The following is a 5830-nucleotide window of genomic DNA, read 5'->3' as shown; positions in this document are numbered from 1 at the left end:
GGTCCCCCCGCCCCGGGCCGCCGCGGGGGGCCGGGGGCACCGGGGGGCCCCGGCGGCGGGGGGGCGCGGGCCGCCCGCGCGACCTTGTCGTTGCGGCAGCCGTGGCTGACCTCGCGGCACCGGCGCATGCTGGAGAGAGGTACAGACACCGGTGCCGGCAGCGGCAGTGGGTACAGGCGCCGGCCGCCCTCGCGTAGGCAGGAGACCCCATGCCCGCCCAGGAACCCGCCGGCAGCCCGGCCACGCCCGGCGACGGCACCGGTCAGCGCCGTACGGCCGTCGTCACGGGCGGCTCCCGCGGCATCGGCCGAGAGATCGTCGGACGGCTCGCCGCGGACGGACACGCCGTCGTGGTCAACTACGCGGGCAACCGCGAGCAGGCCGAGGCCGCCGTGGAGGACATCATCGCCGCGGGCGGCCAGGCCTTCGCCTTCCAGGCCGACGTGGCCGAGGAGGAGCAGGTGGCCGCCCTGTTCGACGTCGCCGAGGCGCAGTTCGGCGGCGGTGTCGACATCGTCGTCCACGCGGCCGGCCGGATGTATCTCGCGCCGGTCGCCGAGCTGGACCTGACGGAACTGGACAAGCTGCACCGCACCAACATCCGCGGCACCTTCGTCGTGGCGCAGCAGACGGCGCGCAGGCTCCGCCCGGGCGGCGCGTTCGTCATGTTCTCCACCTCGGTGGTGGAGCTCGCCTTCCCCCGCTACGGCGCCTACTCCGCCAGCAAGGGCGCCGTGGAGGCGCTCACCCTGATCCTCGCCCGGGAACTGCGCGGCCGGGACGTCACCGTGAACACGGTCGCCCCCGGCCCGACGGCCACCGATCTCCTCCTCGACGGCAAGGACGAGGAGACCGTCGCCGCGCTGGCGGCGCAGCCCCCGCTGGAGCGACTGGGCACCCCGGCCGACATCGCCGAGGTCGTCGGCTTCCTCGCCTCGCCCGCCGGACACTGGGTCAACGGCCAGGTCGTGCGGGTCAACGGCGGTATCGTCTGAACCGGTCCGGGCCGGCCTCGCCGTGCAGGGTCCGGCCGGTCCGCAGCCGGGCGTCCAGCGACCGAACGGAGCAGGACCATGCGTGACTTCCTGGTGGAGATCACCACCACCGTCCCCGAGGGCACCAGCCAGGACGAGGTGGACCGGCGGCGCGCCGCCGAGGCCGTCCGGGCGAAGGAACTGGCCGCCACCGGGAATCTGGCGCGGCTGTGGCGTCCGATCGGCGAGCTGCGCAGCATCGGCCTGTGGCGGGCCGCCGACGAGACCGAACTGCTGGAGAAGGTCCTCGGCACCCTGCCGCTGCGTCCGTGGATGACGCTCGTCGTCACCGCGCTCGAGCCCCACCCCAACGACCCGGGGCCGTCCGACTCCTCCGCATGACGGCCGGGCCGGTCTCCGCGTCACCCGGACCGGCGGAGCGTGGCGGACGCCCGCCGCGTTCGACCGCGCGCTCGCCGCGTCCCCGCGATACCGTCCCGGCAGCACGGTGACCTCTGTCGTCCATGCCTTTGACCTGGAGTCGTTCATGACCACATCTACGGATCTGATGATCGTCGCCATGGACGTGCGGTCCGTGCGTCCGGTGGAGCCGGGCGATCTGTCGCTGGCCCTCGCCGGAGCCGAGGCCATCGACCTCATCGGCAAGGAGGCCGTCACCCTGCGCGGCGACCGGATCGTGCCCGGCCTGCTTCCGGCCACCGGGGACGACCTGCTGGACGAGGCCGCGTCGACGTTCGTCCGCGAGGAGCCGTACGAGCAGGTCGAGGAGTGGCTGTGGCGCCGGGGCCGCGGCCTGTCCCGGACCTACCTCGCCGCCCTGGAGCGGGACGGCGAGGTCACCTGGCAGCGCCGCCGCTGGAATCCGCTGCGGGTCACCCGCACGGCCCCGGCCGACTCGCCGGTCCGCCGTGAGGCCACCGAGCGCTGGGAGGCGCGCGAACCGGTCCTGACCACCCTCGCGGCCGCCGTCGGGATCGTCGACCAGCCGGCCGAGAGCTCCCTGGACGTGACGGACGAGCCGGTCGTGACCGTGCTGGCCGCCGTCCACGACGCGGTGATGGAACTGGAGGCGGTACGCCAGCGCCGGGCGATCGAGGAGGCGGCCTTCGACAACGTCTGGCGCGGCGAATAGCCGGGGATCCGTGCCGGTGATCCCCGCCCACGACGTCAGCCGCGCAGTTCCTCCAGGGTGGACCTCGTGTCCGACTTCAGCCAGCCGGTCACCTCGGCCAGCTGCGGTGGGTCGCTGTCGGTGCTGTACGAGGTGAGGTAGGCGCTGTAGGTCATCGTGTAGGTGACCCAGCCGTCCCGTACGGCGAGCGTGGCGTACAGCGAGCCGCTGGTGGAGCCGCTGATCGTGTCCTGGCTGACGAGATAGGCCTCGTCCCCGATCCCGGCGACGGTGTCGACGTCGTAACCCTCGTGATTGTCGGGGTAGTTCTTCCAGGCGGCGGTGAACTCCGGCCCGGGGTCGGTCTTCTTGTGCAGCTGCACGTCGATGGTGAGGTAGGCGTCCGCGTAGGTCGAGCCGCTCTTCTTCAGGTCGACGTTGCAGGTGGACTGGTCGAACGCGCCGTCCCGCAGCGAGGAGTGGGTGGGGGAGGTGTCGGCGAGCGGGTAGGCGCTGCTGAACGACGTGTGGTCGGAGCCGGTGCAGAGGTTCGCCGGGGCGTCGTAGCCGCGCAGGTCCGCGGCGGCGCCCAGGCCGTCGAGCGCGAAGAGGCCGGCCGCCCACAGTACGGAGGCGGCCACCGCGCCGACCACGGCCCACAGCAGCGCCCGTCCGGCGCCGCCGGTGCCGGACGGACGGGCGGCCGGGTAGGGGCCGTAGGGACCCGGCGCAGCGTACGGATTGCCCGGTGGGGGCAGGGCCGGTCCGCCGGCCGGGGCGGGGTGGGAGTAGAGGGTCGGCGGACCGGCCGGGGGAGCGGGGGGTGACGGTGGCGGGACGGCTCCCGGGCCGCCCGCACCGGGGGACTGCGGATTCGGATACGGATACGCGGTTGGCTGTGCCGGCGCCCCTGAGTCGTGCGGGGGCTGCTGCGAAGGCTCCCGTGGCGTGGACATGATGTGAAGATAGTGCAGGAGTGGCCGGTCAAGTCCCTTGAAGGCAGGGAGCGTTACGGTATGGGGACACCCGGCGCCGACGGCCGGCCCCCGGCTCCGGCGTGAGCGCCGCGCGATGAACCCGCGACAGGACGTGGTCAATTCCAGCCGAACTCACGATGCGTCCATGACAACTCTGTGGGTTTGCTGTCACGCTCGTAGGGGTCTTCACCGACCGTTCACGCCCCCTACACCCCCCACCCCCACCCCCACCCCCACCCCCACCCCCTCCCTCGTTCCGCGCGCCGCCCGCCGTCGATGCCGGGCGCCCTCGCGCGTCCCCGCGCCGCGCCCCGCACCCCCGGCGCGGCGCGTTCCGGGCGGACCGCACACCGCGGCCCGCTCCCCCTCGGCCCTCACCACGGGCCGACCGTCGCACAAGGAGCAGACCTTGTCACGACCAGCTCACCCCACAGACCCCCGCCCGCTCCGCAGAGGAAACGCGGCCCTCGTCGCGCTCGCGGCCGGGACCCTGCTCGCCGGTGTCGTCCAGGCCGGCCCCGCGTCCGCCGCGCCGGCGGACTCCCGTCCCGTGAAGACCGTCGCCACTCCCCGCGCGGGTGCCGCCCCGGCCGCCCTGTCGCCCGCGCAGCACACGGCACTGGTCGGCCGAGCGCGGACGGCGGCCCCGGACACGGCGCGCACGCTCGGCCTCGGGCCCCGGGAACGGCTCGTGGTGAAGGACGTCGCCCGCGACGCCGACGGCACCACGCACACCCGCTACGAGCGCACCTACGCCGGCCTGCCGGTGCTCGGCGGCGACCTCGTCACCCATGTGCGCGACGGCCGTACCACCGTCTCCGGGGCGGCCGCGGCCGCACTGACGGTGCCGACGACCACGCCGAGGGTGCCCGCGGCCGACGCCGCGGCGAAGGCCCTCGCGGTCGCGCGGAAGACCACCACGCCCGGGACGGGAACGGCGGCCGCGCAGGCATTACGGCCTTCCCCCCGGCTCGTCGTGCGGGCCACCCCGGCCGGGCGGCCGGTGCTGGCCTGGGAGTCGGTGGTCGAGGGCGTACGGAGCGACGGCACCCCCAGCGAACTGCACGTCGTCTCCGACGCGGCCTCGGGCAAGGTCGTCCAGGAGTACGAGGGCGTGGAGACCGGCACGGGCACCGGCCAGTACAGCGGGACCGTGCCGCTCGGCACCACGCAGTCCGGATCGACGTACCAGCTCGTGGACGGCGACCGTGCCGGACACCGTACGTACGACCTGAACCAGGGCACTTCCGGGACCGGAACCCTCTTCACGGACGACAACGATGTCTGGGGCGACGGGACCCAGGGCAACCGGCAGACCGCTGGTGTGGACGTGGCCTTCGGGGCGGCGGCGACCTGGGACTTCTACAAGGACGTCTTCGGCCGCAACGGCATCCGCAACGACGGCGTCGCCGCCTACAGCCGGGCCCACTACGGCAACAACTACGTCAACGCCTTCTGGTCCGACACCTGCTTCTGCATGACCTACGGCGACGGCTCCGGCAACGCCAAGCCGCTGACCGCGCTGGACGTCGCGGCCCACGAGATGAGCCACGGGGTCACCAGCGCCACCGCCAACCTGACGTACTCCGGCGAGTCCGGCGGCCTCAACGAGGCGACCTCGGACATCTTCGCCGCCGCGGTGGAGTTCCACTCGGATCTGGCGGCCGACGTCCCCGACTACCTCGTCGGCGAGAAGATCGACATCCGGGGCAACGGCACCCCGCTGCGCTACATGGACAAGCCCTCCCGGGACGGTTCCTCCCGCGACTACTGGGACCCCGGTCTGGGCGGCATCGACGTCCACTACTCCTCCGGCCCCGCGAACCACTTCTTCTACCTGCTGTCCGAGGGCAGCGGGGCGAAGACCGTCAACGGCGTCGCGTACGACAGTCCGACCTACGACGGTCTGCCCGTGACGGGCATCGGCATCGAGAACGCCGAGCGGATCTGGTACCGGGCGCTGACGACGTACATGACCTCGACGACCGACTACGCGGGCGCGCGGACCGCCACCCTCCAGGCCGCCGCCGACCTCTTCGGCGCCTACAGCGACACCTACCTCGCGGTCGCGGGTGCCTGGGCCGCGATCCATGTCGGCGACCGGGTGGCGCGGGGTGTCAACGTCGCGCCCGTCGGTGACCAGACCAGCGGCGTCGGCCAGCAGGTCGCGCTGCGGATCGGCGCCTACACCACCAACACCGACGCCACGCTCGCGTACGAGGCGACCGGGCTCCCGGACGGGCTGTCGATCGGCGTCGACGGGCTGATCTCCGGCGTTCCCACCACCACCGGCACCAGCGACGTCACCGTCACCGTGACCGACAGCACCGGCGCGACCGCGACCGTCGGCTTCCACTGGCGGGTGGCGTACATCTACGCCAACGGCACCCGGGTCGACATCCCGGACGCCGGCGCGGCGGTCGAATCGCCGATCACCATCACGGGCCGTCCGGGCAACGCCTCGGCCACCACGGAGGTCTACGTCGACATCGTGCACACCTACCGCGGTGACCTGACCGTCGACCTGGTGGGTCCCGACGGCACCGTCTACTCGCTGCTGAACCGCTCGGGCGGCTCCGCGGACAACGTCGACCAGACCTTCACCGTGGACGCCTCGGCGCAGCCCGTCGAGGGCACCTGGAAGCTGCGGGTACGGGATCTGGCCGCGATCGACGTGGGCTACATCAAGCAGTGGCAGCTCACCCCCTGACCTGGGGAAACCCGCTCGCGCGCAGGCCCGGACCGGC

Annotated in this window: 5 protein-coding genes; 4 read left to right on the top strand and 1 reads right to left on the bottom strand. The window is 73.3% G+C overall.

Annotation, left to right across the window (positions count from 1 at the left end; all coding sequences use genetic code 11):
* Window positions 1-209 precede the first annotated feature (209 nt).
* From ABT085_RS43055 to ABT085_RS43045, 3 genes are all read left to right on the top strand, one after another.
* Window positions 210-995 (top strand): SDR family oxidoreductase, encoded by a 786-nt coding sequence (locus tag ABT085_RS43055; protein WP_351621664.1) that lies wholly within the window; start codon window positions 210-212, stop codon window positions 993-995.
* A gap of 78 nt (window positions 996-1073) precedes the next feature.
* On the top strand, window positions 1074-1376 hold the full coding sequence (locus tag ABT085_RS43050) for a muconolactone Delta-isomerase family protein (RefSeq protein ID WP_351621661.1): 303 nt from the start codon (window positions 1074-1076) through the stop codon (window positions 1374-1376).
* Window positions 1377-1521: 145 nt separating this feature from the next.
* Entirely contained in the window at window positions 1522-2127 is a 606-nt protein-coding gene (locus tag ABT085_RS43045; RefSeq protein WP_351621658.1) for a GOLPH3/VPS74 family protein, read from the top strand.
* A gap of 35 nt (window positions 2128-2162) precedes the next feature.
* On the opposite strand, the gene ABT085_RS43040 is transcribed toward ABT085_RS43045, so the two are convergent.
* Entirely contained in the window at window positions 2163-3062 is a 900-nt protein-coding gene (locus ABT085_RS43040; protein ID WP_351621655.1) for a hypothetical protein, read from the bottom strand.
* 430 nt (window positions 3063-3492) lie between these two features.
* Here ABT085_RS43040 and ABT085_RS43035 point away from each other — a divergent pair, with 430 nt between their 5' ends.
* A complete protein-coding gene (locus ABT085_RS43035; protein WP_502982962.1) occupies window positions 3493-5793 on the top strand; it encodes a M4 family metallopeptidase in 2301 nt (766 codons plus the stop codon).
* The last annotated feature ends 37 nt before the right edge of the window (window positions 5794-5830 follow it).

This window comes from Streptomyces sp. NPDC002265, assembly GCF_040296125.1.
Lineage (GTDB): Bacteria > Actinomycetota > Actinomycetes > Streptomycetales > Streptomycetaceae > Streptomyces.
Note: the sequence above shows the minus strand (reverse complement) of the source record. Positions and strands in the feature narration are given on the sequence as shown.